Source organism: Pseudomonas sp. HMWF021 (assembly GCF_003061005.1).
Classification (GTDB): Bacteria; Pseudomonadota; Gammaproteobacteria; order Pseudomonadales; family Pseudomonadaceae; genus Aquipseudomonas.
In genome coordinates this window covers 1-2,382 of sequence record NZ_QAIK01000009.1, presented here as the reverse complement: position 1 = coordinate 2,382, position 2,382 = coordinate 1, and the positions used below count along the sequence as shown (strand labels likewise).

Genomic DNA, 2,382 nt, shown 5'->3' with positions numbered 1-2,382 from the left:
ATTGTGTTCAACCACCGTACCGAGTCCGTCGGCGTGGCTGAGGTGGGGTTGGCGATTGATAAGGCGGATATCCGTTCGATGCGGTTTCTCGACAATCACGCGCAGCACGGGATTTCGGTGAATCGGGGGCAGTTGACTGAGCGGTTGGCGGCGTTGTTGGGGCGGCCGGTTGTGCAGAAGATTGTGTTTGAGCCGGTGGTGGATCTGCACTCGGCGGCGTTTGGCGGGATCAAGGCGTTGATTGATCTGGCGACGGGGACGGAGTTTGATTTGTTGCTCAACAGCGGCACGCTGATGCCCTCGCGGTTGCGCGAGATGTTGATCGATGCGGTGCTGGAGGCGTGGCCGCACAATTTTACCGAGGCGTTGCGCCAGCCGGCGCCGAGGGTGGCGCCGCGGCATGTGAAGTTGGCGATGGAGTTTATTCAGGCGCATCCCGAGCAACTGGTGAGTGGCGTGGAGTTGGCGCGGTTGAGCCATGTCAGTCAGCGTGCATTGCAGGAGGGGTTTCGGCGGTTTGTCGGGATGTCGATTGTGGCGTATCAGCGTCAGGTTCGGCTGGAGCGGGCTTTCGAGGCGCTGGGGCAACGGCATTCGGCGTCGGTGACGGAGGTGGCGCTGCGCTTTGGCTTCAGTAATGTCGGGCGGTTTTGTCAGTACTTTCAGCAGGCGTATGGGGTGAGCCCGGCGGATTTGCGCTCAGGCGCGCGCCCGCGACGCTGACAGGCGTGGGCGGCAAGAGTATTGATCTGCGGCAAGATCGGCCGTTTGCGTCGACGCTAATCTGTAGTCGCTGATCAACAGCCGTGCAGCCGCACGTCACGGGCCGTGGGCCAAGGTGGCGTCAAATGAACAAAAAACGCATTGTCTGGGGGAGCATTCTCCTGGGCCTTCCGTGTGTCTTGCTTCCAGTACTTTTGATGGGTTACGTCGCCTGGGTGTTGAACCTGGCAGCGGCGCAGCAACGTCTCGAATCGCTGGCGTCCGTGGCGTCCAGCCGCGCCAACAATACGTTCCATGAAGCCGCCGGGGTGCTGAAGAGCGTCGCCGCGTCGAGCCTTGCGCCGTGTACGCCGGAGAGCATCGACGAGATGCGTCTGCTGACGATCAACACCTTTGCGGTGAAGTCGATCGGCTATGTCGAGGAAGAGGTTTATGCCTGCGGCTCATGGGGGCCGGTGGGCCATCGGGTGACGCCGTGGAAAGAAGATTTCATAACGTCTGATGGCGTGCGCGTGTCGCTCGGGGTGCAGGCGCGGATTGTGCCGGCCAAGCCGATGATGGCGCTGCAGTACGCGGCGTTCAATGTGCTGATCGATCCTGAGCAGTTTTTGCAGGTGATGGTCGAGGACGATGTGCATTTGATGGTCGGCACCGCTGCCGGGCATCTGGTGGGCGTGTCGCGGCCAGGGGCGGAGCGCTTCATGAGTCGCGTGCACCTGGGCCCCGCTTCGGCGCTGGAGGACGGTTATCTGTATACGCTGGTGCACAGCGGTGACTGGGTGGCGATTGCGGCGGTGTCGCGCCGTGAGTTGCTGCAAGGCCTGGTGCGCCGGGAGATGCTGTTGCTGCCGATCGGCGGGTTGATTGCCGGGATGCTTGCGCTGGTGATTGTGCGGCGTACGCGCAAGCGTTTGTCGCCACTGGCGGAGCTGGAACTGGCGGTGCGCAATCGTGAGTTCATCGTGCACTATCAGCCGATCATTGATTTGAGCGATGGCGCGTGTGTCGGAGCCGAAGCGCTGGTGCGCTGGCGGCATCCGGACGGCAGTCTGGTGCGGCCCGATCTGTTCATTCCGCTGGCGGAAGAAAGTGGGCTGATTCTGCCGATCACCGATCAGGTGATCGATAACGTCATGCAGGATCTGGGGCCGCTGCTGGTGAAGGAGCGCAGCCTGCATGTGGCGATCAATCTGGCGGCGGCGGATGTCAGCAGCGGTCGTTTCCTGCCCCGGCTCAAGTCCGCGATGAGCAAAGCTGATGTGTGGCCGAGCCAGATCTGGCTGGAGGCCACGGAGCGCGGTTTTGTGCAGATCGAATCGGCTCGGCACACGATGAATCAGGCGCGGGAGTCGGGGCATCTGGCAGCCATCGATGATTTCGGCACCGGGTTTTCCAGCCTGCAGCATTTGCAGCAGTTGCCGCTGGATGTGCTGAAGATCGACAAGTCGTTTGTCGACACCATCGGGCGCGATCCGCAGGCGAGTTCGGTGACGGCGCACATCATCGACATGGCCAAGAGTTTACGCTTGAAGGTGGTGGCTGAAGGGATTGAGGCGGAGGCGCAGCTGGAATATTTGCGCGGTCGTGGGGTGGATTTCGGGCAGGGTTGGTTGTTTGCCAAGCCGATGTCTGCGGGGGAGTTTTTGGGGTTTGTTGGGG

General features: G+C 61.8%; 2 protein-coding genes. Both read left to right on the top strand.

Features of this window, described 5'->3' with window-relative positions; all coding sequences use genetic code 11:
• Positions 1-723: AraC family transcriptional regulator (locus tag DBR18_RS00910; RefSeq protein WP_108588919.1), on the top strand; the 723-nt coding region annotated here is incomplete at its 5' end.
• Between the two features lie 197 nt (positions 724-920).
• Positions 921-2,382, top strand: a 1,462-nt coding sequence (locus DBR18_RS00905) for an EAL domain-containing protein (RefSeq protein WP_256588483.1), incomplete at its 3' end; no start/stop codon positions are given.